The organism is Mycobacterium sp. DBP42 (assembly GCF_005924235.1).
Taxonomy (GTDB): domain Bacteria; phylum Actinomycetota; class Actinomycetes; order Mycobacteriales; family Mycobacteriaceae; genus Mycobacterium; species Mycobacterium syngnathidarum.
On the sequence record NZ_VCMY01000029.1, the window covers coordinates 1 to 24,744 of the forward strand.

Here is a 24,744-nt window from a genome sequence, read left to right on the forward strand (position 1 = left end):
CTTCCCGAACCAGCGCGCCAACGCCGGCTCATGATCGGACCTTCGGATATTCAGATCATCCTCGGGAAGGTGCGCCCACTTTCACGCCCCCTCACCGAGGCTCATCCACAGGTTCTGATCATTGCTCACGCCGCCGGTGGGTTCGGTAGATCCAGCCAATCCCATTGTGTCTCTTCACCGGGCGGATGTTCGATGACGGCGTTAGGTCGCTCGGTCGCGGTCAGGCAGGCCTGGCACACCGGGCGCAGCTTGCGGTCGCGGATCTGGCGGGTCACCGTCTGATACGACATCGTGTACCCGAGCTCTTCGAGTTCATCGCACAGCGTGCGCACCCAGAGGTGCGGATCGTCGAGCAAACGTGCGGTGATGTAAGCGACGAACACCTCGAACGCGTCCACCGCGGAGCGTTTGCGCACTCCAGGGGTGCTGGTGCCGTTCAGATACGCCCGGACGGTCTTGCGGTCACGCTTGGTATGCCTGGCGATCGCCGAGATCGTCCAGCCTCGTTTGCGCAGGGCATGTACTTCCACATCTTCCTCCCATGTCAGCATGAGAAAGCGGGTCTCCTTTGATAGCAGATGCGTGGTCAGAGACCATCAGCATCAAGGGAGACCCGCCCTCATTGGCGGTGCCACACAGGTGGGGAATTTCAATGAGCGTTACTGGGGAATTTCAGCGAGCGCCGTCAACGCCACGGCCTCGCCGGCACACCGCTGGTGGTGGCTGCTGATGCCGGGATGCTCTCCGCGGCGAACCTCACAGCCCTCGATGAGCTGGGGCTGTTGTTCATCGTCGGCTCCCGAGTGACCAAGGCGCCCAAAGACTTAGAGTCCCACTTCCAGAGCAATGATCAGAACCTGTGGATGAGCCTCGGGATGGGGGCGTGAAAGTGGGCGCACCTTCCCGAGGACGGTATGAAGGCCTCTGGGAAAAACTCCACGCCACGCTGCCGAAACTTCCTCCGTCGAGATTCAGATCGTCAAATCTTGGCGGAGGATCGACGAGAGTGCCTCGAGAGGGATATGGGTTTGAACGGCCCCGCCGTCCATCGACCACACCAACTGGTTGTGTGGCATCGGGTTCTCGCGCGACATCGGTCGATCAGGCATGAAAAGAATCAGTTCACTCGATGTCAACGCAAATGCTCGGTAATTCTCTGAGTAGCCTGAGCCATCAACCTGCGGTTCGAACCGGTCGACGATGAAAGGGTATGCGCCGACAACGTGTGGCGGCCGTGCCGTGGCGAGCGATTCTTCGAGAAACGGCCGGGCCAGGGGCGGTAAGGCCGTGAGCGGGTCGATTCCGGGCTTGAACAGGTCGGCAAGCGATAGTTGATTGCCGGTGCCGAGGTCAAAAACGAAACTCCTGACAGCATTGTTTGCGTTGTTGCCTACGGTCTGCTGAGTCTCGCGAAATACGACGGACCTCAGAGCTCGATGGGAGTGCGCGCTGTAGTCTATTGAGACATCGCTAGCACGAACCATGCTCGAACCCGCTGTGCGCCAGGACAAGACGCGATCACGCAAATACTCTACGATTGGTGGCCCCATGTGCGGATGGCCGACCAGGTCTTGTGGAACCACAACTTTCAGAGCGAGGACAGCTTCCCGTTGCGAACGAATGAAGGTCGTACAGTTGTCGTCCTGCGCTTCCCATTGGCCTCCGAACACCGCGTTGCACAGGGTGTCGGCGTGAGCTGATGATGCGCCGGCAACCGCAGTGACGCATGCAATAGCGAGCGCGATCCGTAAGCCAGTTGTACCCATTGCGCTACTTGATATCCACTTTACTTGCGAGCCAGCGGTTATCGATGCGTTCGAGAACGATCGTAACCCGGCTACGGTCGATCCGCGGCTCTGGGTTGACTGCATTGCTTATTGATTGATCTATGAAGAGGAGCACTTCCACCTTGTCAGGGGTGACTGACTTGACCGCTGAATCCACGACCACGCCGTGGCTTACAGCTTTGTTGTCGATAAGCAACTGCCGAAGTTGGGCAGCCGACTGGGTGTAAAGATCCTTGAACTCGCCAGTTGCACCCTGGAGTACCTTCGCGTAGTTCTCATCGACCTTGGCGCTGTCGATACTCGTCAGGGTAACCCCATAATCATTGGCAACTGCGAGTGCTTCACGACCCGTCGCGACTAGATCGTGTTGGCGTTTGACCTGCCACCCAAAGAAAGCCGCCGTGCCCACTGCGAGGAGCAGCGCCACTAGCAACACGGCGCCGATGAGGGTCGTCCGGGAACCCCGACCAAGCCGACTCTCGGTAGCAGGGTCGTCTAGGTCGACAGATTGGTGTTGATCATCGGGATCGTCCGTGGGATCAACGCCTGTCACCTCACCTGCATCGTGGTTCTCGGGTGATTGATCGACGTCCTTGTCGCCGGAACTATGCTCATTCTCGTCACAGTCGTTGCTCCCGTTGATCTGATCGAACACATCCTTGGTTCTGGTCCGGCTGAACATCGTGCCTCCTATGCGTTTTACTTCGGCGGTGGCGCCAGGTTCTTGGGCGGCCCCCCATAGGGTGTCGGGATAGTGTTGGGCCCCACGGGTGCTGGGTCGGTGGTTGCGAGGGGATCGTGGCCTGGCGGTGGCCGATCAGTGTCGTCGCCGGGAGGCCGCGGCGCATTGCGCGCGCCCCGAATAAGTACCGCGGGATCAGGATTATTGCAGTACGTATACCTGTACGGCTCGGGAAAGTCCGCCTGTGATGGGGGACGTCGCGGCAGGTTGTAGTCGCAGGAATAGCGTGGGTAGGGGTCGACGATCTCCCAGACTCCTCCATCGCGGAAAGTCGACGCTACCGCATCGATCACCGAACCCCGTTGCTCCAGTGGCGGGAACAGAGCTTTGAGCGCAGGTACCCTCACATAGGACAACTGCGCGATGGTGGTCAGGTTGCCGAGCAACTGGACCATGGTTTCGGAGTTGTCCGCAATGACAGCGTCCAGAGCGGTGAGTGGCCGACTTCCCGTACCGACCAATTGACGGTAGCCCCCCTCCATCCGGTTGGCTCCCGCTACGATTTCACGGACGTCCGTCGCCGTTTCGAGCAGCTCGGAATTGGCGTCGGACACCATCGTGAAAATCGTACGGCTATTGCGAATGACCCGAACGGTTTCTGGGAGGACAGAATCCAGTGTCGAAATGAGGAAAATTCCGCCATCGAAGATGGCCGAAAGCTTCTCCGGTCCTGCCGCCCCTACGCCCATCTCCTTCGTCATTGCTGAGAGCTTCGCTGGATCAAGCTGTGCAAGAAGGCCTTCAGCGTCTGTCACCAGACGATGAAACTGCACGGGGATGTCAGTCTGAGTTGCGCTGACCGTGTCGCCGTCACGAAGGAACGGCCCGGTACCGTTTGCGGGCCGGATGTCTAGGTACTGCTCGCCGGCGGGAGAAAGGCCGGAGACCCGGAACGCCGCGTCCTTGGGAATCTGGAGGTCTGGGTCGATCTCGATCTCGGCTACCACTCCATCGCCATCGACTTGTACAGCAAGGACTTTGCCAATCTGGACGCCTCGCAGTGTCACATCTTGACTGGCGAGGAGCCCGCCTGACTCTGACAGCTGAATGCGCAGACCAACTGTCGCGCGGACCGGATTGTATCCGAACGTACCCAACGATATGTAGCCGAATGCAGCAGTGAGAGTGAGGAACAGGCCCGCAAGAGCGACCGCTGTACGACGGGCGCGTATGGCTTGCACTGAGTCGACGGCGGCACCGGCGCATCGCTGGAAGATATTCGGCACGCTCATCGCTGAGGCCCGTAAATTCTATTCAGCAAGAGATTCCATTGATACCGCAAACTACCGATCATCGCATGCCAGTCGGTGCCGTCCGGACCGTGCGTCATCGGATCACCTGGATAGTTCATATCTGGTAGAGCGCCAAGTGCGATCTGTTCTACGTCCCCTGCGGCATGGAGGTTGGCGCCGGAGGTCAACTTGAGAAGCCTTGGGACGATTCGATTGAAGGTCGTCAGCGACGTGTTGGGGTCGATGCTTGCGTCGTTGAATGCGTCACTCAGCCTATTCAAGTCGGCAATGAGGCTGCGGGAATCAGTGCCTTGTAACGACGGAAATCGCGATAGTTGCCGCGTAGTGCGGGCAACAGAACCGATCAAAGTCACGATCTGATCGCGGTTATCGGAGATCACTGCGATCGCTGGATCTGCAGCTGCGAGCGCAGCATTGATCGTGTGCTGACGTGCGGACAAGCTAGACGCCAGTTCGGATGTGCGGTGCAGGGCCTCTGTGATCTCATCTGAGCGTGCGTTGAGTTGTGCAATCAATCTGTTCGACTGATGGAGCAGGTCGGCGATCTTCGTTCCACTGTCCCCGACGGCCGAGCCGGCGCCGTTGAGGATGTGGGTTAAGCTGCGGATCACCCCGCCATTGACAAGCACAGCAGCTGAACTGAGCAACTCCTCGACGGTGGCACCAGCCGATGTTGCAGCCAAGGGAATGACGTCTCCGTCGGCCAACGGTGTGCTAGCCGACTGTTGGTCCGGATGAGGCTGGACTGCGACGAAGAGATCGCCGAGGGGCGTGGCCGACCTAAGCTCAACGGTTGCGCCGTCGTAGATCGAGACGTCCTCACGTATGCGCATAGTTATCTGTGCGGTGAACTCCTTGGCTTGAATCTTCTCAACCACGCCGATGTCAGCGCCACCGACCTTCACCTTCGCATGAGCCGGCAAGTTTAGTGCATTAGTGAAAACCGCAGTCAACGTGTAGGTCTCGCCACCTACTGAAGGAGAACTCAGCGGGAGGCTTTCTAGTCCGGACGAACAACCGGACAAGACCGCGATCAGCCCGATAGACAGTACGTTGCGATAGCGGCGAGTTACGTGGGTGCCCAGCAGAGACGTCATTTCTCCACTCCCGCCATGAGTTCCAGCATTCCGGTGAGGCCGAAATCGGGTCCGTAGTCGCGGAGTGTGCCTGTGGCGCAGCCGAGCTGTTTGAGGCCGATGAGATTACACATTTCTTTGCTGAGCTGGCTGTCGAAGAGAATCTTGTCGGCGAGGGCGTGCAGTCGGACGGCGCCATTGTCGGCGTCGATGGCATTCCAGACGTTGTCGAGTGTCATTGGCGCGAGGTTGAAGAACTCTGCGACCTCACGTTGGTAGTCGACCAGTGCTTGGGTGATGGCCCTTGAGTCGGCGGCAGTCGTCTTCAGTCCGTCACGTCTGGATTCCAGCACCGATGCAACTTGCATCAGAATTTGGTTGATCTTGGAGCCCGTCGTGCCAGTGCCTAGGCTTTCGTCGGCCAGGATGTCGCTGAGCTGGTGCACGTTTGATCCGAACTCTCGGATCGTCTGCTCGTTCTCTGCGGCGGATTGCGTGAGTATGTCGAGGCTGGTGGCAATCGTATTAATGTTCTCTTTGGTGCGGGCCCCGTGATCGGTCTCGAGCCGTAGGGCTGATGACAGTTCGCTCAGCGTGCTCTTGAGATCCTCACCGTTGTCCGTCGCGATCTGCGCGCCGACATTCACCAGATCGGCCAACGGCCCAGAGCCCTCGCCGTTTCCGCGGAGGGCGACTGCTAGCCGGTCGATCATGGCAAGTGTCCTGTCGAATTCCACGGGAGTACGGGTACGCCCGAGGCCGATGACGTCTCCGTCGCCTAGCTTCGGACCTCCGCGATAGGGGGGCGTAAGTTCAACATGTCGGTCTGTGAGAATCGACGTGGACACAGTGACTGCCTGAACATCAGCGGGTATGTCGACCCCGTCGTCGAGCACGAGCGTGACTTCGACGGAATCACCCTTCGTCGTGATGCGGTCAACATGTCCGACCTGCATACCTAGCACAGCAACGGTGTTGCCTTCGTAAAGCCCGATCGCGTCCTCGAAATGAGCAGTCACCGTGATTGGTTGGGTGCCAGCGCGGTTGGTTATCAAAGTCGTGGCAACGGCGAGGGCGGCGGCAATCACGGCAGTGAGCCAGACCAATGTCCTTCTACTCATGCGCAATCCTCGAAATACTCGACCAATCCGAATTGTTCGGCACGGCCGCTGATTGCGCACATCCATGAGTCGATGAGTGGGCCGGATGAAAATGTTCCATCGATTCCGGTGCCACTCCCCGTAGCGTTGGCGATGTTACGCATGGCGATCGGGAGGGCCTGCAGTGTATTGCGGAACAGCGCGTCATGCTCGGCGATCATTCGCGTGAAGTCGCGCACACTGTCTAGCATTTCGTTGAGAGCGTGCTCGTCCGTCAGGATTCGGGATAACGTGTGCGCCAAGGCAGTCGTGCCTTCGAACAGTCGTTCAATGGCCGCGCGACGAGTCGTGATCTCGCCGATCAGGTCTCGACCTTGCAGGACGAGCATCCCCAGGTTGGCTTTCTGGTCCCTGATTGTTGCGGCGAGCTTGTCGGTGCTGGAGAGTAGTGTGCCAATCTGACCCCGCCGATCGGAGATGATGCGGGACAGCGACTTCAGATTCCGCAGTGCGTCAGGCAACGCTTGAGGAAGACCGTCAAGGCTGCGCGACACAGTGGTCAATGAGTTGGCGATTTGATCGGCATCAACCTGATCGAACGTCGTTGTGGCATCGGCTAAGGCAGTCTGTAGGTCATAAGGCGCCGACGTATTGGAGAGAGGGATCGTGTGGCCTTGGAGGCTGCCCGAACGGCCGGGAGTCAACTCGATGTAGCGGGACCCCAGTAGGGTAGTGAGTTTGATAGCCGCCTTCGTATCGCTGCCCAGGTAGACGCCCTTGTCGATCGACAATCTCATCTCAACCCGATCGCCGGCCAACGTGAGGGCATCGACATGGCCGACGGAGATACCGGCGATGGTTACCGGGTCGTCCTCGCGTACAGAGGCTGCTTGAGCGAATTCGGCACGATATATCGTCTTGCCGAGATTCAATGCGCCCGTTAAGGCAACTGCGCCCACTACCGCAACCATGACGACCAGTGCGACCGTGCCGATGGCAATCTTGTTGTAGTCCTCAATGGGGCGCGTGAGGCTTAGGCGCCCGAGTGCTCGTCTGATGATCATTCTGGACCTACCTGCAGATCGGGGTGTTCTTGATGGTGTTGCCGGGGGTCGCAGCTCGCACGATTCGAGGGACGAGCCGACCGAGGAAATCGAAGATCGTTATATTCATGTCGCACGCATACACGTCGACGTAGGCACCGGATTGCATAGAGCGAGCGACACCTTTAAGCATGGCTGGCAAATTTGCGCCGAAGTATGAGAACCGCTCACGAGCGTCGGCGGTGAGGTGTGCGGAGAGGCCGGGCTCTCGTGTCATCATTGCGCTGAGGTCTGGCTGTATGCTGGCCGATATCGCCCCAAGTCTGTTCACAGTTGTGGCGATAGAACCGACCGCTGCAGCCAAATCTGCGCGCCGGTTCCCCAGCCCTACCATCAACTCGCGGGTATGGGTGATGATCGATTGAAGATTGGCGTTTTGGTTCGCCAGCATGGTCATCGTGTTATTCAGATTGGCGATGACCTCGCCCAGGAGCTGATCGGGGCCAGCGAACAGCTCAGCCAGAGCGGATGTCTGCGTGATCAATGCAAGGACCGAGCCACTATCCCCTTGCAAAGCTTGAATAATTCCGTTGGTGAGATTTTCTACTTGACTCGGATCGAGCAGTGCGAAGAGCGGTTCAAATCCACGCAATAGGTGAGTAATGTCAAATGATGGCTCGGTTTGCTCGACGGGTATCTGACCGTGATCACCGAGGATGCGCCGACTAATGTCCTGGCCAGGAGACAGGCCCATATAACGCTGTCCGACGATATTTTGGTAGGTGACGGATGCAACGGTGTCGGTGTAAAGGGTTTGCTCCCGCTGGACGCGGAACGTTACTTTTGCCAGGGCATCTTTCTCCAGTGAGATTTCATCTACACGGCCGACGCGTACACCCGCGACTCGAACGTCATCTCCAGGATGTAGGCCGGCGACATTCGTGAATATCGCCGAATAGGTAGCGACTGGCCCGCTGACCTGGCGCAGCAACGTCACAGATACGAGCCACGTGGCCGATATGCACAAAACCAGAAAGATGACAAGACCGATCGATGACTTTCGGATGCTCAATCTTCTACCTTCCTGTGTCCGGAGTGATGTGTACCGCCGCGCCCCGCAACACCGGTCCGAGTAGAAGTTGAACTGCCGAATCGGCCTCGCGGCCTACTACTTGGCTCAACTGGGAGTTCTCGGCGACGCTGCCGACCGGGCCGACACTCCCTCCGTACTCCTGTTCGTAATTCTGTGGCAGCCCGAACGTTTCGGACGAGGCCTCCTCGGGCTTATCAGAAGGAGTCGTAATCACTGTTTCTGGGGCCGATGCTTCCGTGGGCGCGAGCGAACTGCCGGGATCTGAGATTGGCGGGCCAGGGGTGGGGTGAGCGCTCGGAGGAATCCCGCCAGGTACGTCGCCGGCGTGCCGAACCGAATCACGCGGTGGAGCAAGATTCGGTCGATTCTCCGTGATCCCATTCGGTGGTGGGATTCCCATTGATCCTAATGCCGGCAACAGATCGGGCGCAGTCGGTACCTCTGGCGCTGTTTGACAACTTGGCCCCTCGAGTTCTCCGTAACGGGGGCAATCAGCGCGGACGTATTGTCGGAAAGGCGCCAGACTGACGATTGCCTTGATGACGTAGTTGTGTCTTTCGGTGTCGTAATTGGCCTCGACGCGTTCGGCCGTTCTCGTCATCCTGGTTGCGATCGGTGTGAATTCATCGGAGTTGTCGGCGAGCGTGCCGATAACAGGGGTCAACTGGGTGGTAATGGCAATAAGACGGTCGGTGTGGTTATCGAACGCCTCACCAAGTGTTGTAGTCGTATTGGTGCCTGCCGAGATCAAGTTAGTCAACTGAGATCGCGTTTCGGTCAGTGCACGCATGGGTGCGATCGCCTCGTCGAGAGCGTCGCTCAGAACTGGCTCAGCTTGTCGTAGCGCATTGGCCGCAGTCGCGAGTGCCGATATGGTGGTGGGGTCATTGTTATCGCCGACAACATTATTCAGCTGCGTAACAATGTGGTGGAGGTCGCTGCCCGCCGCACGGATGCTACTGCCGCGGCTTTCGGCCGCGCCGCTGAGAGCTGCGAGCACACCGATGGTGTTGTCGTTGTCATCTCGGCTCACTGACTTGAGTAATTCGCGAACTTTGGTTAACAAAGACTGGAACAAAACCGTGGGTAGGGTGTGATCCTCGCGTATCACTGAGCCAGAGCGCAGCGGAGACAGGTCCAGCCCGTTCGAGACCAATTGCACCGACGAAACCGCGAAGACGTTGGACGGAACAACTCGCGCCGTGACCGTGTCGGGGATGCTGGATGCATGATTGGGTTTGAGGTTGATTCGAACAATGTACGGTCGTCCTACGCCGGAAAGCTCGACGTCGCTAACTTCGCCTACAAGTACGCCTCGAAACTTGACATCTGACTTCGCAGGAAGACCGTCGCCCACGTTCATCAGCTCAGCGGTCACACGAACTATGTTGTCGAGCCTTCCTTGAGACTTCATGAGACACAACGCGATGACGCTACCGATGACGGTGAGAAAGCAAACTCCCGCGACGAACAGACGCCGATTGGATGGGCCGCGGGAGTCAGTGTCGAAGGAATTTGTCACGCTACCCTCCGAACCTGGCGCCAGAGTCGACGCTCCAAAGCGCCATAGTGAGAAGCATGTTCACGATGATCACGACAGTGATGCTGGCGCGCATCGCCCTCCCGGCGGCGACACCGACGCCGGCTGGGCCACCGCTCGCGTAGTAGCCGTAGTAGCACTGCATCGTGGATGCTGCGAAGACAAACACCACGGCCTTGACCACGGCAAAGAAGACGTCACGTCCGCTTGCACCCAGACTGAAGTAGTGCATATAGGTACCGACAGAGTGGTCGCTTACCGCCGCCGCAACCATTTCAGCCGAAACGTACGCCGCCGCAAGACATACGAGAAACAGCGGAACGGCGGCTGTGACAGCCGCGGCCACTCGGGTTGTTACCAGGTATGCAACTGAGTTGACGCCAAGGGTGTCAAGGGCATCGATCTCCTCGTTGATGCGCATTGCGCCTAATTGTGCGGTAAATCGACAGCCTGCCTGGGTCGCGAATGCCAACCCAATCATCACAGGCGCCAGCTCACGGGTACCGACAAACGAGGAAATCAGCCCGGTGGCTGGGCCCAGCCCAAGCAGATTCAAGGCGTTGAATCCCTCCACGCTGATCAGCGCGCCCGCTGTGGCGCCCAACACGATCGCAACGCCTATGGTCCCGCCACCAACCACAATCGAGCCGTTGCCCCAGCTGATATCGACCAGTACCCGCGTGAACTCTTTTCGATAGCGGCGCACGACAAGGGGGATCGATAACAGGATGTTGCGGAAGAAGTAGCTGATGTGGCCGGCTTTTGCCACGACCAGTCCTGCGACGAGCGCGGAGCTTGCCACCATCTGCGTCACTGGCGGGCGGAACCGGGTGGGTGCCGTCATGGGCTAGAAACTCGCTTTGGGGAAAACGATGATATACAGCTGGGTCATGACCACGTTGACAGTCATCAGTAGCAGTATCGACTCGACGACTGCTGCGTTCACCGAGTTGGCGACTCCGGCGGGCCCACCGCGAGTGCTCAAGCCTTTGTGGCAACTCACGATCGCCACAATGGCGCCGAAGACCACTGCCTTGGCGAGCGCCAACAGCAAGTCGCCGATCGTTGCGAACGAGGAGAACGTCGCGACAAAAGATCCCGGCGTGCCGTTTTGCATGTAGACGTTGAATGTGTAGCCGGCGAGGAAGCCTACAAAGCTGGTTAAGCCAGTCAGTGCTATTCCCACAATGATCACAGCCGCAAAACGCGGAACTACCAGGCGGTGGATCGGCGAAACTCCCATCACCGTCATCGCGTCGATCTCTTCACGCATCGTTCGGGATCCCAGGTCTGCGCAGACTGCCGAACCTACCGCGGCTGCCAACAAGACAGCTGCAACGAGTGGCGCACCTTGGCGGATGACTGCGAGCCCTGTGGCAGCTCCCGCCAGCGACGTTGCGCCCACTTGTCCTGCCAACAAGCTGAACTGGATCGCCAGTGTTACACCGATCGGAATCGTCACGAATATTGTTGGGACAAAGGCTGTTGAGGCCATGAATGCGGCCTGCTGTATGAACTCTCGGAACTGGAAGCGGCGAGCGAGTGCATCGGTGAACAAGCACTGAACAGTGCGCACCGCTAGTACGGCCTGTCCGCCCAATGTCCCCAACGACATCAACGGGTGGGACGCAATGTACCTGCGCGCCCCATCCGCAACCTCGCCTATGGCATCGCGGGTTCCCGTTGTCGCGGAGCCGGATTCGGAGAATGTCATAGGAAGCCGCAGCGTAGACCAAACGGGGTGGAAGTGAACATTGTTGGATCCTCCTGATTGCTACGCGGGGCATCAATGCCTGCGCGTCGGGGACGTCCGCGAGACCAATTGCCCGAGTACCGACCGTGCGTACGGTTAGTATGCACAGGTGCTGTTGGGCATGCAAGCGTTACGGCAAATATCTACATGCTGGAACCGCCGCGACTTTGATCCGCCTCGGCGGGGGTGAATGCTGTCGACCTCGGAGTGGCGCCGACATTCGGGCTATGCCAAGGAAGGTCTAGAGTTTGGCTTCAGCGGTGACAATTACATTCGAAACGTAGTGTCCCGCATGGCTGGTGGTCGAACCATTAGTGACAACGCGCGGGTGATATACGGCCTGCCCTTCACTGCGATGGCACCGCGACTCCAGTGCCTCAAATGACCGGTTGGTTCCGTCATTGAACAGGCGTCGAGGCGCAGGCGGCGGGTAATGATGGGATCGCCTCGCGCTCGCCAAAGTCGGGAGAGCAACCATCTCGCAGCAAGTGATTGCAAACGCGAAGGCTATCGCAAAACCACATAGGCCGTGGCCCGATGAATGGTCGCCACCGCTACACGGCGCGTATTCAGGTGACGCCTCCTGGTCAAGCAATGCCGCGCAATCCGTGCAATCCGCGACATCACCATCGCCAGCGATGTCGAACTCGCCTCTACCACCACGGATCTGACGAAACGGCCATCGGTGAGAACTAACGCCGCCGTCATGTGGGGACTGAACCACAAGTGCGACGTTGTCGAACTCGATCTCGATGGTCCCTATTGCGCTGCGGGTACCGCGTCGATGCCGATCTGCGCCAGGAATTCGATTCTGTCATAGATCACCCGGTACTCGCTGACCTTACCTTCGGTGAACTTCCAAAACTCGCTGATAGTCAGTTTGAGTGCGCGACCGGTCGGCGGGAGGACGTTGCCGTCAGACAAGGCCAGTGAGCCGGTGTGGTTGCCGGTTATCTCGATGAGGAATGCGGCTTGGTCGTCGTCTGCGAGGATCTGGAATGGCCTGTGCTGCATGTCGGGAAACGCCCGCATAAAGCTGGACATCCAGTCCACGACTGCTTGGGGTCCGCGCGCGCACATGCCGGGGTCGGCGATGAGGCAGTCATCGGCGAGTTGCGCCTTCACCCAGTTGAACTCCTTGGCGTCCACATGGGAAAAGAACTCTGGGATAAACGCGGAACGATCCATCGCGCGCTTGTGCGTCATCCGGCGCCTGCGCCGGGCCGGCCCGGCGCGCTGAGCGCAACCGGCACACCAGCCCGGGCAACAATTCCCTCAACCGGGTTCGTCCGGGGAGGACGGAGCCACGGGCGCCGCGATCTCTTTCACGGGCACATCACGCCCAGCCGAAAACCGCCGCTGTCTTCGGCCCCTCTCCCAGAGCCCACCGTGGTCGCCGGAAACCGGACACGAACAGGGGGGCCACTTCAAGAGATACAGGCCAGTTTGTCCGCGATCGCGGTGTTCGACTCGCACGCCGAAGCCAGCAGCACGATCTGGGCGCGCTGCGCCAATCCGGCACGGACTCGAAGACCCCGTCAAGCGGGATAGTTCCCCAGGATCACCATCAACGACGCGTCGCATAGCTGGCGCTGCGACGGCCTGCGTAGTCCGCCAGGATTCGAACGAAGTCCTCGGTTCGCTCCGCGAAGACGTTGTGGCCCGCGGTTCCCAGGATGTGCAGGCTCGTGGTCTCCGAGACGAGGGCGAGCTTCTGGTAGAAGGCGATGCCCAGGTCAACCGGCGCCGAGCGATCGTCGCGGCCCCAGACGACTTCGACGGGAATATTGACCTCGCCGGCGAAGAGGCGAGCGCGGATGTCGTCCTTCGCCGCCTGAAGACTCGGCTCCCAGTATTTCTTCTCAACCATCGGGTAGGTCTTGAGGGCGTTCTGGTGGTTCTCCTTGACGTACTTAGCGGCGGCCGCATTGATTTGTTCCTGCGGCACCGGGGTCACGTACAGCGCACGGAAGTAGGCTCCGCAGATCTCCTCCGGAGACGCGTCCGCCGGAAGCGAACGCGTGATCGCGTCGTAGAACTCAACGTCGCGGAACTTAGCGTCGGTGCCAGCGAGCGTCGCGCTCGACACGATGAAGAGACCTTTGGTCGACTCCGGCATGTCAAGAGCGAGCTTGCTCGCCAGCAGGCCACCGCGCGAGTGCCCGACCAGAATCATGTCCTCGAGTCCCAGAGCGTCGATGAAGCCCCTGGCGTGCTTGACCACCGCATCGAACGTCCACTCGGCATGCGTCGGCGCGAGGTCAGTCTCTCCCTGCCCCAGCTTGTCGAAGGTCACGACGCGGAAGCCCTTGTCGACCAGAGGAGCGATGACGGGAGCCCAACCATCCCCGCCGCCCGGCATGCTCATACCCGAGTGGCCACCGTGGATCAGGAGGATGACCGGACCCTCGCCCTGATCGATATAGCGCGTCCTGATTCCGCCGACGGATATGTAGTTCACGGACAGGTCTGTGTTCAACTCAAGCCTCCTGATCAAAGCAACTGGCTCGCCTATGGGGCGAGTATCTGCCATTTCTGTCACACAGAGAAGCCTTCTGTCAAGAGGGATCCGTGATTCAACGCCGGTGACAAGTTGAACGCCCGCGATCGCCGTCGACATCCCGGTCGTCGGTTGACGCTCGTTGTGCGCCAGCTGCTGATGGGGCCCGCCGAGCCCATCCCGATTGGTACGCCTTGGTTGACGTGAATACACGCCGATACAACAGCAACCACAACCGGCTGGCTGCCAGGCGCCATACCAACATCCGTGCGCCTACTCGACATTGGCTCTCCACGGCTCCACTGGGCCGCCTGGCCAGCGTCAACGCGATCGAGTAGGCGGGCGACCGCCACGAGCTGCGAAGCCCGGATTGAGCGGAACCATTGACGAACGACGAGCGAGTGGATAGCACCCATCAGAGTCACTCTCTGCCTAACAGAGGGCAGTGGCCCACAGGCCATCATGCTCCAACTGGAATGCAGCGCCAGGTCAATCTCCCCCAGGAAGAGAGATTGACCTTCGACGTGAAAATGCTCTCGAGCGAGACAAAAAGCTTCTGCGACGCGACATGCCGTCGCGTGTTCGACACAACTTCGCTTCAAGTGGTCGGATGCATCAGTGATCGCGAATTAGACACATGGAGAAGTTCGACATTCTCACCCTCCGCCTATTAGAGAAGGAAGACTGACCAATGAAACAAACACTGTCCAAATTCGAGTCTGAGTCGGTACGTACCCACTCTCGCCGTGCCGCCATCGCCGCCGCAGCCGGTAATGTCTTGGAGGGTTATGACATCGGGATTTATGGCTATTCGGCGGTTATCCTCGCCAAGCTCTTCTTTTCTGACAACGGAACCGGCGCGTTGATCTTAACCTTTGCCGTCTTCGCCTCCGGCTACCTCACGAAGCCACTGGGCGCCGTGCTGTTTGGCCACATTGGAGACCGTTACGGCCGGCGCTTGGCTCTCGTTACTTCAGTCCTGCTCATCGGTATTTGCACGGTACTTATTGGTGTGCTGCCAACCCAGGCCTCCATCGGAATTTCTGCGCCTATCCTACTTACAATTCTCCGCCTGCTCCAGGGCATCGCAGCTGGAGGCGAATCATCTGGCTCGGCCATCTTTATGGTTGAGTCGGCCCCGCCCGCGCACCGCGGCCTCTACGGAAGCTGGCAGCAGGTAAGTACAGCTGGAGGTCTATTGCTTAGCTCGGGAGCGATTGGTGTCCTGTCAGCCGTATTCACTCAGGAAGAAATTTTCGTTTGGGCATGGAGGATCCCCTTCCTTCTCGCCATATTCACAACTCTCGGAGCCCTGTGGCTGCGCCTCGGAGTCGAGGAGACCCCCACGTTTGAGGCACTCGAAAAGAGTGATGCAGTTGTGCACAACCCATTGATGGTTAGCATCAAAAAATTCTGGAGAGAGATAGTCGTGACCATCGGGGTCGCGAGAGCAATGATCAGAACCTGTGGATCCCGGGCGGGCGTGCCTTCCCGGAAGATGATCTGCAAGGAATCCGAATTCTGATCAAGACCAGCGTTGGCGCGCTGGCGGGAAGGCACGCCCGTGCTCACGGTAGTAGACAACAACGACGACTCCAACGAGACCCGCAATGCGGCCGGTGCGGGCCGGTCGTTGCTCGACCAGATCGTCCGCGACGGTGCCCGGCAGATGCTGGCCGCGGCGTTGCAGGCCGAGGTCGCCGACTATGTAGCCCGGTATGCCGGTGAGGTCGACGAACACGGCCACCGACTGGTGGTCCGCAACGGATACCACGCCGAACGTGAGGTCGTGACCTCGGCGGGTGCGGTGGCGGTGAAGGCGCCCCGCGTGAACGACAAGCGGATCGACCCCGATACCGGCGAGCGCAAGCGGTTCTCCTCGGCGATCCTGCCCGCCTGGGCTCGCAAGTCCGAGCAGGTATCGGAGGTGCTGCCGCTGCTGTACCTGCACGGCCTGTCAACCAGTGACTTCGGGCCGGCGCTCGAACAGTTCCTCGGCACCGGCGCCGGACTGTCCGCATCCTCGATCACCCGGCTCACGGCCCAGTGGCAGGACGAGGCGAAGGCCTTCGGCACCAGGGACCTCTCGCAGGTCGACTACGTGTACCTGTGGGTCGACGGCATCCACCTGAAAGTCCGGCTCGAGCAGGAAAAGCTCTGCCTGTTGGTGATGCTCGGGGTGCGGGCGGACGGCCGCAAGGAACTCGTCGCCCTGGCCGACGGCTACCGAGAGTCCACCGAGTCCTGGGCGGACCTGCTGCGGGATTGCCGCCGCCGCGGGATGCGCGCGCCGGCGCTCGCGGTCGGGGACGGAGCTTTGGGATTCTGGCGGGCACTGCGGGAGGTGTTCCCCGCCACCCGCGAACAACGCTGCTGGTTCCACAAACAAGCCAACGTTCTTGCTGCACTCCCGAAATCGGCGCATCCGGGTGCGTTGGCGGCGATGAAGGAGATCATCGGGGCCGAGGACATCGACAAGGCGCAGTTGGCGATCGCAGCGTTCGAACGTGACTACAGCGCGAAGTACCCGAAAGCGGTGAAGAAAATCGTCGATGACGCCGACGTGCTGCTCGAGTACTTCCGGTATCCCGCCGAGCACTGGGTGCATCTACGCACCACGAACCCGATCGAATCGACCTTCGCGACGGTTCGGCTTCGGACCAGGGTGACCAAGGGCCCGGGATCACGGGCGGCGGGCATGGCGATGGCCTACAAGCTGATCGAAGCAGCGCAGTCGCGGTGGCGGGCGGTCAACGCACCACACCTGGTGGCGTTGGTGCGGGCCGGCGCAGTGTTCCACCAGGGCAAGCTCCTCGAACGTCCGGTCGACATCACCCCGGAACCATCGCCCGACACCCCAGTGTCCGAGGTCGCCTGACGACCCTCGATCCACAGGATTTGACTATTTCTCCGCTTGTCGACCCTGCCGACTGCCGATTGGTGAGCATCGACAATCTGGCCGGTGAGCCGCGCGACGACCTGGCTGCCGATGAAGTCCGGATACCCCGCTCAGCGCTTGCCGAAGTTCCGCCAGGCACCGCGGGCCACCTGCGCCGACTTGGTGCGCTCGCCCGCGCGGTCCAACTCTCCGGTGCCCTGGATGCAGTGCTGGACGCGACGGTGCGCTACGCCGGGGAGCGGGTCCAATTTGGTCGGCCCATCGGGCAGTTTCAGGCCGTGGCCCATCAGATCGCGGAGTTGGCCTGCCTGGCTGCGGGTGCCGGCGCTGCCGCCCAGGCAGCGGTCGCCGCAGTGGCTGCCGATCCGCACAGCGCGACCTTGGCCATAGCCGCGGCCAAAGCGCGTACCAGCGCCGCGGCCGGACCAGCGGCCCGGATTGCCCATCAGGTACACGGGGCGATCGGGTTTACCCAGGAACACCGCCTACATCACCTGACCCGCCGGCTGTGGGCCTGGCGCGAAGAGTGCGGCTCCGCCGAACACTGGGCCCGAGAGCTGGGCCGCGCTGTCATCGCGGGCGGCGGCGACGGGCTGTGGCCGACGATCACCGGCATGTAACCCGCCTGAACGGAGGAACATGGAGATCGAGCTCACCGTCGAAAGCGGCGTGGCCACCCTCACCCTGGCCGCGCCCCAGCGGCGCAACGCGCTGACACCGGAGATGTCCCGGGAACTGGTCGCCGCCGCCGATCGAATCGACGCCGACGACTCCATCGGCGCGCTGGTGATCCGCGGCTCCGGCGGATCGTTCTGCGCGGGAGCGCACACCACGACGCTCGGCGACGCTGGATCAGACCCCGCCGAAGAGAGCACCTATGCCAGCCTGTCCGCCATCTATGCCGCGTTCACCCGGATCGGGTCGATCCGGGCGGTGACGATTGCCGCCGTGCGCGGCCCGGCCGTCGGCGCGGGCCTGAACCTCGCGTTGGCCACCGACCTGCGGATCGTCGCTCGCACCGCGCGGCTGATGTCGGGCTTCCAGCGCATCGGTCTGCACCCGGGCGGGGGACACTTCGTGCTGCTCTCCCGCCTCGCCGGCCGCGAAGCGGCCGCCGCGATGGCGCTGTGTGGCGCGGAGATCGATGGAGACCGCGCGGCGCAATTGGGCCTTGCGTGGGAATCGGTTGCCGACGAGGCCGTCGAGGAACAGGCGTTCGAACTTGCCCGCGAAGCGGCGAAAGACCCTTCGCTTGCCCGCGCCATGGCGCGCACCTTCCGGCTGGAGACAGGGCCGCCGGCACTGGGCTGGGACGTGGCTGTACAGACCGAGCGCGCCCCGCAAATGTGGTCAATGCGCCGACGGTAGACGTAAAGCGAGCACGAAACCGGAGTTGGATCCATCACGTCAGAGGTGATCATCACAATGCTTATTAGAGATTATTCGGTAATGGGTATGGGAGGTTGGCATGCCTGAGGCGGTGATCGTCGAAGCGATACGGACGCCCATCGGCAAGCGGGGCGGTGCGCTGGCAGATGTGCACCCAGTAGATCTGTCCGCACGGGTGCTGGAGGCGCTGGTCGAGCGCACCGGGGTGGACCCTGCCCTGATCGACGACGTCATCTGGGGTTGCGTGAACCAGGTCGGTGACCAGTCGGCGAACGTGGGCCGTTCCGCGGCGCTGGCCGCCGGCTGGCCCGACACCGTGCCCGGCACCACCGTCAACCGGGCCTGCGGCTCCAGCCAGCAGGCGCTGGATTTCGCGGCCGCCATGGTGATGTCGGGCCAGTACGATCTCGTCGTCGCCGGCGGCGTGGAGTGCATGAGCAGGGTTCCGTTAGGCGCCGGTCGCGACGTCGGGCTGCCCTACGGGCCACGGCTGCTACGCCGCTACGAGACGGCCCTCGAGGGAGGGACCTTCCATCAGGGCCGTGGAGCCGAGATGATCGCGGCGAAATGGGGCTTTTCTCGGCGCACACTCGACGAATTTGCCTGCGCGAGCCACGCCAAGACCGCGGCGGCTATCGACGCCGGCGCCTTCGACGGCCAGCTCGTCGCGGTCCCGGAAGCCCCCGGCCTGGCGGCCGACGAAGGGGTGCGCCGCGGCAGCACCGTCGAGAAGCTGGCGAAACTGACACCGTCCTTCCTCGAAAACGGGGTCATCCATGCCGGTAACGCCTCCCAGATCTCGGACGGGGCCGCCGCCGTGCTGGTCAGCTCGCCGGAGCGGGCCAAAGAACTCGGCCTGTCCCCCGTCGTCCGCTACCATGCCGGCGCGGTGGCGGGAAATGATCCGGTCGTGATGCTGACGGGACCGATCCCGGCGACGGCGAAGGTGCTCCGCCGTGGCGGGTTGTCCATCGGTGATATCGGGGCGTTTGAGGTGAATGAGGCGTTCGCGGCGGTGCCGCTGGCCTGGCTGGCGGAGACGGGTGCCGATCCGGCGCGGGTGAATCCGCTGGGCGGCGCGATCGCGGTCGGGCATCCCCTGGGCGCGTCGGGGGCGATCCTGATGACCCGGCTCGTGCACCACCTGCGTGATCAGGGCATTCGTTTTGGGCTGCAAACCATGTGTGAAGGCGGCGGCATGGCCAACGCGACCATTGTCGAGCTCATCGACTGATCAACCGCGCGCGGATGGGGCGTCGGTCTCGGCCGGCGGGTGGTCTGTGGTCGGGTTAGCTGTCGAGCAGCGCCTCGGGGATGTCGACTATGCGGCTTCGTAGGTACTCCCCCAGCCCCTTGGCCTGCGGGTCGGGCCTGGTGCAGGAGGCCACCCCGTCGCCGAGCAGGCCGTGCACAACGATGTTGATCGCGCGCAGGTTGGGCAGGTCGAACCGGTCGATCTTCAGGTCGGCGACCTCGGGGCCGAGCAGCTCGCGTATCCGCTGCACGGTGAGGTACTCGCGCAGCCACGCGTACCCGTTGTCGTGGCGTGCCCAAAGCCCGATGTTGGCGTCGCCGCCCTTGTCACCCGAGCGGGCGCCGCAGACCCGGCCGAGCGGGGCGCGCCGGGTCGGCCCGGCCGGCTGGCACGCCGGCGGGGCAGCAACGGGGTCCACCACGAGCGCGGCGGCTGCGGGTGGATCGGGCACTACACGGCGCTCGCCGTCGGGCAGCACCACGACATGCTCGACCATCGCGCGGGGCACCGCCGCGGGCCGGTAGACCCCGTAGGCCGACTCCGAGGTGGGCGGGCTGGTGGTGTGGAAACCTGCGTAGCCGGCCAGCGCCAGTTCCATCACCGCGTTGGAGAAGCGGCGGCCCACCTTCGCGGGGTCGTGGTCTTTGACGGTGACCCGCAGGTGAGCGGTGGCCTGCTCATTGGTCGGCGCGTCGGCGGTGTCGAAGCGCAGCAGCCGCACGTCGACCTCGGCAAAGCGGTCGCGTCCACCCAGTACGTCGAACAGCATCGCTTCCGCGCGGGCGGCCTTGTCCTCGATGTCCAGCCCGGTGAGCACCATCGTCATGGTGTTGCGGAACCCGCCGGCGTCGTTGAGCGCAACTTTGAGGGTGGGCGGTGGGGGGCTGCCCCGGGTGCCGCGGATCGCGACCCGGTCCGGGCCGGCCTGGGTGAGGGTGATGGTGTCGAAGTGCGTGATGACGTCGGGCCCGAGGTAGGCGGGCGGGCCGATCTCGTAGAGCAGCTGCGCGGTGACCGTGCCGACCGACACGAGGCCGCCGGTACCCGGGTGTTTGGTGATCACCGACGACCCGTCCGCGGCGACCTCGGCGATTGGAAAACCCGGATAGCGTGAGTCGGGCAGGTCCTCGGCGAACGCGTAGTTGCCACCGGTCGCCTGCGGCCCGCACTCGATGACGTGCCCGGCGACGACCGCGCCGGCCAGCGCATCCCAGTCGTCGCTTCGCCAGCCATGCCACCACGCCGCCGGCCCGAGGACCAGCGACGCGTCGGTGACCCGGCCGGTCACCACCACATCGACACCCGCGTCGAGGGCGGCCGCGATACCCCACCCCCCGAGGTAGGCGTTGGCCGAGACGGGCTCCCCGCCCACCGGCGGGGTGATGGCCGTCAGTTTGCCGCGCAGGTCGTCACCTTGCACGTGGGCCACCCGCGCGTCGAGCCCGAGCTCAGCCGCCACGTCGCGGACAGCGCCGGCAAGGCCCGCCGGGTTCAGCCCGCCGGCATTGGCCACGATCCTGATGCCGCGATCCAGGCAGGTGCCGAGCACCTGCTCGATCTGGGTGAGAAACGTCTTCGCGTACCCGGCGCCCGGATCCTTCCGCTGCGCCTTGGCGAGAATGAGCATGGTCAGCTCGGCCAGATAGTCCCCGGTCAGCACGTCGATGGGGCCGCCCTCGACCATGTCGCGCGCGGCAGCGATGCGGTCGCCGTAGAACCCGGAACAGTTGGCGATCCGCACCACCGAGGCACGATCGGTTGTCGCCGTCATCGGAACTGTCCCCTCTTCCGGCCCGCTCCCGCGGGTCCGGCGAACGCCTGGGCGATGGCCATCCACTCCCCCGCCGCACACCCGCTGATCACCAACGCGGTGTCGTCGCGGTGCCGCCGCTGGGTCACCACCAGACAGAAGTCCAGCGCAGGCCCGCTCACCCGATCCACGGCGTCCTGGGGGCCCCAACTCCACATCGCGCCACTTGGTGCGGTGAGCTCGACCCGCACCGGCAAATCCGGCGCCTGACGCCCGTTGGCCGTATAGCTGAACGCCCGCGCGCGCACGCCCAGGTGGGCGACGTGGCGCAGCCGGTGGGTGGGTTCGCGGCCGATGCCGAGCGCATCGGCGATGTCCTGGCCGTGCGCCCAGGTCTCCATCAGCCGAGCGGTCAGAGACGACGCGGCGCTCATCGGTGGGCCGAACCACGGCACTCGTGTGGACGGGTCGAGCGAGCTGTACACGGCCAGCAGGCGGCTTCGCGCCTGGTCCAGCCAGGCCAGCAGCTCCTCGCCGGACATCTCGTGATAGCGCGTGGCGATCGAATCCGGGTTGACCCCGCCGTCGGCGTTCAGCCGGGCCAACTCGGCGAGGAAGCCGTCTGCGTCGGTCGCCGCTTGCACGGCGACGTCATCGAAGTAGGCCAGGTGCGATACCTGGTCGCCGATACACCACCCTTCCGCTGGCGTAGACCGGCGCCAATCGGCGTCGCTCAGCGGCAGTAGCAGGTCGCGCAGGTCGGCGGTCTCGGCGGCCAGGTCATCGGCCAGCGCATTCATCGATACCGCCACGCTCAGCGTCCCTTCCACACCGGTGCCCGCTTCTCCCGAAACGCCCGCGGCCCCTCCTGCGCGTCTTCGGAGTGATACACCGGCGCCCAGATCTGCTCGGCGCGCGCGTAGGCCTCATCGAGCCGGTGGTGCGCCGACAAATAGGCCGTGCGCTTTGCGGCCAGCACCGACAGCGGCGCGTTGGCGGCGATCCGCTCCGCGAGCTCCTGGGCGCGCTCGCGCAGCCGGGCTGCCGGCACCACCTCGTTGACCAGCCCCACCTCGTGTGCCCGGTGCGCGCTGAGCGAATCCCCGGTGAGCAGGACCTGCAGGGCGATCCTCGGCGGCACCAACCATGACAGCGGGGCGGCCCAGGGCGCTCCCCTGCCGACCTTGACCTCGGTGATCGCGAACGTCGCGTGCTCGGCGGCCAGCACCAGGTCGCACTGCTGGGCGAGCAGGAACCCACCGGCGAACGCGACCCCGTTGACAGCGGCGATGGTCGGCTTGGCGACATCGATGTTGCGGCCGAACTGCGGGGCGAAATCCGGCGGCGGCACGGTCAGGCCGCCCTGGGCCATCTCCTTGAGGTCCCCGCCCGCGCAGAACGCCTTGTCCCCCGCCCCGGTCAGGACCAGAACCTGGGCGTTCGCGTCGTCGTTGAACCGACGGATCCCATCCCACAGGCCCTCGCGCACGGCGGCGTTGAGCGCGTTGCGCGCCTCGGGCCGGTTGATGGTCAACCAGGCCACGCCGTCGACGACCTGGTAGGTCACCGGATCGCTCACTGCTGCCCTCCGTCACTGGCCGCGCTGCTGTCCTCGACAATGGCGAGTGTCTGGCCGGCGTCGACCTGATCACCGGCCGCCACACAGACGTCGACGACGGTCCCGTCGGCGGGCGCGGTGACGGTGTGCTCCATCTTCATCGCCTCCAACACGATCAACCCCTGCCCGGTGGCGACATCCGCGCCGGGGGTAGCCAGTACCCGCACAACCGTTCCCGGCATCGGGGCCACCAGCGAGCCGGCGTGCCGCGCCGACGACGGATCGGGGAACCGCGGCACCTCGACCAGAACCGTCGAACCCAAAGCGCTATCCACATACGACACACCGCAAGCGCGATGCACACTGATCGAGCGACGCACGCCATCGATCTCCAGGACGACCCGCTGCGGCGCCGCCGCCTGCACCCGTACCCCAGACAGCGGCTCACCGTCCACCTCGATCAGCACCCGATCACCGACTTGGCGGTGGGCGACCCCGATAGCACGCTCACCGCAACGGTAGCTGGCGCGTTGGGACGTCCTCACAATGTTGCGCCACGCCGCAGGAAGGGTCCGCAACACCGGGCTCGACAACCTGTCTAGCACCTGGGCGGCCAGCGCCGCCGCGGCCGCATGCACGGCCAGCGCGCCAGGCACGCGCGCCGCCAGCACCGACGGGTCATGGCGAGTGAGATAGCCCGTGTCGGTGCTGCCAGCCAGGAACTCCTCCTCGCGCAGGATCCCGACGAGCAGGTCGCGGTTGGTGGTCACGCCGTGCAGCTGAGCGCGCGCCAGCGTCCGCGCCAGCCTTCGTGCGGCGTCGGCCCGGGTGGGTCCGTGCGCGATCACCTTGGCCAGCATCGGGTCGTAATGCGGGCTGACCACCGAGCCGTCGGCCACGCCTGTGTCCACCCGCACGCCCGGGTCATCCGGTACGGCGAAGCGGTGCAGCACGCCGGTGGCGGGCAGGAAGCCGGCGCAGACGTCCTCGGCATACAGCCGCGCCTCGATCGCATGCCCGCGAATGCGGGCATCGAACGCCTCCGGTGGCAGCGGCTCGCCGTCGGCGATCCGCAGCTGCAATTCCACCAGGTCCAGGCCGGTGATCAGCTCGGTGACCGGATGTTCCACCTGCAGCCGGGTATTGACCTCCAGGAAGGCGAACCCGCCCGCCCACAACACGAACTCGACGGTGCCCGCGCCGACATAACCGATTGCCTTGGCCGCGGCCACCGCGGCCGCACCGAGTTCGGCGCGCAGTGTGTCGTCGACGGCCGGCGACGGGGACTCCTCGACGATCTTCTGGTGGCGGCGCTGAATCGAGCAGTCGCGCTCGAACAGATGCACCACCGCCCCGTGTGTGTCGGCAAGGATCTGCACTTCCACGTGCCGCGGATTCACGACGTAGCGCTCGAGGAACACCGTCGCATCGCCGAAGGCCGAGGCCGCTTCCCGGCGGGCAGCCGCCACCGCGTCGGCCAGCGCGTCGGCGGATTCCACGATCCGCATGCCGCGCCCGCCACCGCCGAACGCCGCCTTCACCAGCAGCGGGTAGCCCACCCGCTGACCCTCGGCGGCCAGATCGGAGTCCTCGTCCAGGGTTGCGCCGGGCAGCACGGGCACGCCGGCCTTCTCCATGAGCGCTTTCGCCTCGACCTTTGAGCCCATCGCGGCGATGACCGCCGGCGGTGGCCCCACGAACGTCAGCCCGGCCTCGGCGCAGGCGGCCGCGAACCCGGCGTTCTCCGAGAGGAACCCATAGCCCGGATGCACCGCATCGGCCCCCGTCAACCGGGCCGCATCGATGATCGCCTCGGCGTTGAGGTAGGTATCCGACGGCGCGGCGCCCGCCAGCCGCACAGCCTCATCGGCCAGGCCGACAAACGGCGCGTCGGCGTCAGGGTCGGAATAGACCGCGACGGTCCCCAGACCCATGGCGTGCGCGGTGCGCATCACCCGGGCGGCGATCTCGCCGCGATTGGCCACCAACAGTTTCTGGATCATCTG

General features: G+C 63.1%; 21 protein-coding genes and 2 pseudogenes. 6 read left to right on the forward strand and 17 right to left on the reverse strand.

The window, feature by feature from the left end; translation table 11 throughout:
- Nucleotides 1–128 precede the first annotated feature (128 nt).
- A pseudogene (locus E0T84_RS22105) lies at nt 129–551 on the reverse strand (IS21 family transposase); the annotation flags it as partial.
- 135 nt (nt 552–686) lie between these two features.
- Here E0T84_RS22105 and E0T84_RS31910 point away from each other — a divergent pair.
- Nucleotides 687–848, forward strand: a pseudogene (locus E0T84_RS31910) (IS1634 family transposase); the annotation flags it as partial.
- A 123-nt stretch (nt 849–971) separates the two neighbouring features.
- On the opposite strand, the gene E0T84_RS22110 reads toward E0T84_RS31910, so the two are convergent.
- The 12 genes from E0T84_RS22110 to E0T84_RS22165 all read right to left on the reverse strand — a co-directional run bounded on the left by E0T84_RS22110 (nt 972) and on the right by E0T84_RS22165 (nt 13,848).
- Complete coding sequence (locus E0T84_RS22110; protein WP_064895154.1) at nt 972–1,766, reverse strand: RsiV family protein; 795 nt, start codon at nt 1,764–1,766, stop codon at nt 972–974.
- Between the two features lie 4 nt (nt 1,767–1,770).
- Nucleotides 1,771–2,469 (reverse strand): hypothetical protein, encoded by a 699-nt coding sequence (locus E0T84_RS32400; protein ID WP_064895156.1) that lies wholly within the window; start codon nt 2,467–2,469, stop codon nt 1,771–1,773.
- Nucleotides 2,470–2,486: 17 nt separating this feature from the next.
- The gene (locus E0T84_RS22120) at nt 2,487–3,761 is read right to left on the reverse strand and encodes an MlaD family protein (RefSeq protein ID WP_081281629.1); all 1,275 of its coding nucleotides are present in this window, start codon (nt 3,759–3,761) and stop codon (nt 2,487–2,489) included.
- Nucleotides 3,758–4,879, reverse strand: coding sequence for an MCE family protein (locus tag E0T84_RS22125; RefSeq protein WP_138745566.1), 1,122 nt, complete (start codon nt 4,877–4,879; stop codon nt 3,758–3,760). Before E0T84_RS22125 ends, E0T84_RS22120 begins: the two co-directional genes overlap by 4 nt.
- Nucleotides 4,876–5,979, reverse strand: coding sequence for an MCE family protein (locus tag E0T84_RS22130; RefSeq protein ID WP_138745567.1), 1,104 nt, complete (start codon nt 5,977–5,979; stop codon nt 4,876–4,878). Before E0T84_RS22130 ends, E0T84_RS22125 begins: the two co-directional genes overlap by 4 nt.
- Nucleotides 5,976–7,022, reverse strand: coding sequence for an MCE family protein (locus E0T84_RS22135; RefSeq protein ID WP_064895163.1), 1,047 nt, complete (start codon nt 7,020–7,022; stop codon nt 5,976–5,978). The genes E0T84_RS22130 and E0T84_RS22135 overlap by 4 nt, the downstream gene beginning before the upstream one ends.
- A 7-nt stretch (nt 7,023–7,029) precedes the next feature.
- Entirely contained in the window at nt 7,030–8,073 is a 1,044-nt protein-coding gene (locus E0T84_RS22140; RefSeq protein ID WP_064895165.1) for an MCE family protein, read from the reverse strand.
- Nucleotides 8,074–8,077: 4 nt separating this feature from the next.
- Complete coding sequence (locus E0T84_RS22145; RefSeq protein WP_138745568.1) at nt 8,078–9,616, reverse strand: MlaD family protein; 1,539 nt, start codon at nt 9,614–9,616, stop codon at nt 8,078–8,080.
- 1 nt (nt 9,617) lies between these two features.
- Entirely contained in the window at nt 9,618–10,478 is an 861-nt protein-coding gene (locus E0T84_RS22150) for an ABC transporter permease (protein ID WP_064895167.1), read from the reverse strand.
- 3 nt (nt 10,479–10,481) lie between these two features.
- Nucleotides 10,482–11,348, reverse strand: coding sequence for an ABC transporter permease (locus tag E0T84_RS22155; protein ID WP_064895169.1), 867 nt, complete (start codon nt 11,346–11,348; stop codon nt 10,482–10,484).
- 798 nt (nt 11,349–12,146) lie between these two features.
- Nucleotides 12,147–12,593 carry an ester cyclase gene (locus E0T84_RS22160; RefSeq protein ID WP_138745569.1) on the reverse strand — a complete coding sequence of 149 codons (447 nt, stop codon included), beginning with the start codon at nt 12,591–12,593 and terminating at the stop codon, nt 12,147–12,149.
- Between the two features lie 361 nt (nt 12,594–12,954).
- Nucleotides 12,955–13,848: an alpha/beta fold hydrolase gene (locus E0T84_RS22165; RefSeq protein WP_158230643.1), complete on the reverse strand. Its 894-nt coding sequence runs from the start codon at nt 13,846–13,848 to the stop codon at nt 12,955–12,957.
- A gap of 730 nt (nt 13,849–14,578) precedes the next feature.
- Between E0T84_RS22165 and E0T84_RS22170 the strand changes: the two genes are divergently transcribed.
- The 5 genes from E0T84_RS22170 to E0T84_RS22190 all read left to right on the forward strand — a co-directional run bounded on the left by E0T84_RS22170 (nt 14,579) and on the right by E0T84_RS22190 (nt 19,409).
- The gene (locus tag E0T84_RS22170) at nt 14,579–15,412 is read left to right on the forward strand and encodes an MFS transporter (protein WP_052773276.1); all 834 of its coding nucleotides are present in this window, start codon (nt 14,579–14,581) and stop codon (nt 15,410–15,412) included.
- A gap of 39 nt (nt 15,413–15,451) precedes the next feature.
- Complete coding sequence (locus tag E0T84_RS22175; protein ID WP_019344575.1) at nt 15,452–16,765, forward strand: IS256 family transposase; 1,314 nt, start codon at nt 15,452–15,454, stop codon at nt 16,763–16,765.
- Nucleotides 16,766–16,827: 62 nt separating this feature from the next.
- A complete protein-coding gene (locus E0T84_RS22180; RefSeq protein ID WP_171055140.1) occupies nt 16,828–17,406 on the forward strand; it encodes an acyl-CoA dehydrogenase family protein in 579 nt (192 codons plus the stop codon).
- Between the two features lie 19 nt (nt 17,407–17,425).
- Nucleotides 17,426–18,154 carry an enoyl-CoA hydratase-related protein gene (locus E0T84_RS22185; RefSeq protein ID WP_095785383.1) on the forward strand — a complete coding sequence of 243 codons (729 nt, stop codon included), beginning with the start codon at nt 17,426–17,428 and terminating at the stop codon, nt 18,152–18,154.
- Between the two features lie 100 nt (nt 18,155–18,254).
- Nucleotides 18,255–19,409, forward strand: a complete 1,155-nt coding sequence (locus E0T84_RS22190) for a thiolase family protein (protein ID WP_099250707.1) — start codon at nt 18,255–18,257, stop codon at nt 19,407–19,409.
- 55 nt (nt 19,410–19,464) lie between these two features.
- Here E0T84_RS22190 and E0T84_RS22195 read toward each other — a convergent pair whose 3' ends face one another.
- Genes E0T84_RS22195 through E0T84_RS22210 form a run of 4 tightly spaced genes read right to left on the reverse strand, consistent with a single transcriptional unit; the run spans nt 19,465 to nt 24,741 of the window.
- Nucleotides 19,465–21,201: an acyclic terpene utilization AtuA family protein gene (locus E0T84_RS22195; protein ID WP_095785381.1), complete on the reverse strand. Its 1,737-nt coding sequence runs from the start codon at nt 21,199–21,201 to the stop codon at nt 19,465–19,467.
- Nucleotides 21,198–21,992, reverse strand: coding sequence for a TIGR03084 family metal-binding protein (locus tag E0T84_RS22200; protein WP_095785380.1), 795 nt, complete (start codon nt 21,990–21,992; stop codon nt 21,198–21,200). Before E0T84_RS22200 ends, E0T84_RS22195 begins: the two co-directional genes overlap by 4 nt.
- A 2-nt stretch (nt 21,993–21,994) precedes the next feature.
- Nucleotides 21,995–22,759: an enoyl-CoA hydratase/isomerase family protein gene (locus tag E0T84_RS22205; protein ID WP_095785379.1), complete on the reverse strand. Its 765-nt coding sequence runs from the start codon at nt 22,757–22,759 to the stop codon at nt 21,995–21,997.
- A complete protein-coding gene (locus tag E0T84_RS22210; RefSeq protein WP_095785378.1) occupies nt 22,756–24,741 on the reverse strand; it encodes a biotin carboxylase N-terminal domain-containing protein in 1,986 nt (661 codons plus the stop codon). The genes E0T84_RS22205 and E0T84_RS22210 overlap by 4 nt, the downstream gene beginning before the upstream one ends.
- Nucleotides 24,742–24,744: the final 3 nt, after the last annotated feature.

Coding starts and splice junctions, on each gene's coding strand:
- E0T84_RS22110 (WP_064895154.1), bottom strand. CDS start 1,766: ATGGGTACAACTGGCTTACGGATCGCGCTCGCTATTGCATGCGTCACT.
- E0T84_RS32400 (WP_064895156.1), bottom strand. CDS start 2,469: ATGTTCAGCCGGACCAGAACCAAGGATGTGTTCGATCAGATCAACGGG.
- E0T84_RS22120 (WP_081281629.1), bottom strand. CDS start 3,761: ATGAGCGTGCCGAATATCTTCCAGCGATGCGCCGGTGCCGCCGTCGAC.
- E0T84_RS22125 (WP_138745566.1), bottom strand. CDS start 4,879: ATGACGTCTCTGCTGGGCACCCACGTAACTCGCCGCTATCGCAACGTA.
- E0T84_RS22130 (WP_138745567.1), bottom strand. CDS start 5,979: ATGAGTAGAAGGACATTGGTCTGGCTCACTGCCGTGATTGCCGCCGCC.
- E0T84_RS22135 (WP_064895163.1), bottom strand. CDS start 7,022: ATGATCATCAGACGAGCACTCGGGCGCCTAAGCCTCACGCGCCCCATT.
- E0T84_RS22150 (WP_064895167.1), bottom strand. CDS start 10,478: ATGACGGCACCCACCCGGTTCCGCCCGCCAGTGACGCAGATGGTGGCA.
- E0T84_RS22155 (WP_064895169.1), bottom strand. CDS start 11,348: ATGACATTCTCCGAATCCGGCTCCGCGACAACGGGAACCCGCGATGCC.
- E0T84_RS22160 (WP_138745569.1), bottom strand. CDS start 12,593: ATGACGCACAAGCGCGCGATGGATCGTTCCGCGTTTATCCCAGAGTTC.
- E0T84_RS22170 (WP_052773276.1), top strand. CDS start 14,579: ATGAAACAAACACTGTCCAAATTCGAGTCTGAGTCGGTACGTACCCAC.
- E0T84_RS22185 (WP_095785383.1), top strand. CDS start 17,426: ATGGAGATCGAGCTCACCGTCGAAAGCGGCGTGGCCACCCTCACCCTG.
- E0T84_RS22190 (WP_099250707.1), top strand. CDS start 18,255: ATGCCTGAGGCGGTGATCGTCGAAGCGATACGGACGCCCATCGGCAAG.
- E0T84_RS22195 (WP_095785381.1), bottom strand. CDS start 21,201: ATGACGGCGACAACCGATCGTGCCTCGGTGGTGCGGATCGCCAACTGT.
- E0T84_RS22210 (WP_095785378.1), bottom strand. CDS start 24,741: ATGATCCAGAAACTGTTGGTGGCCAATCGCGGCGAGATCGCCGCCCGG.